1 pseudogene is annotated in these 239 nt (G+C 43.5%); it reads right to left on the bottom strand.

The window, feature by feature from the left end:
• Nucleotides 1-239: pseudogene (locus RTW80_RS30670) on the bottom strand (chemoreceptor protein); the annotation flags it as partial.

Here is a 239-nt window from a genome sequence, read left to right as displayed (position 1 = left end):
GCTGGAGAGACTGTTAATCCCCGGGATCAGTCGTCCCGCACAGTTGTTGCCAAATTCAGGTATCGACACGCCAAGTTTGCCTGACGTCACTTCTTCAATGCTTTTTTTCACCGTATTGATCGGCATCACAAGATATTTGGTCATGTACGCCCAGAGTAAAAATAAGGCGATGAATTGTACAATTATGACTGCAATAAAAAGCGAAGAATTCCGTGAAAATAGCGCTATAACTCCATCAC

It is taken from the genome of Escherichia sp. AM3, assembly GCF_032029835.1.
GTDB classification, from domain to species: Bacteria; Pseudomonadota; Gammaproteobacteria; order Enterobacterales; family Enterobacteriaceae; genus Escherichia; species Escherichia coli.
The sequence above is the reverse complement of the archived record's forward strand: the minus strand, read 5'-3'. Positions and strand labels throughout refer to the sequence as shown.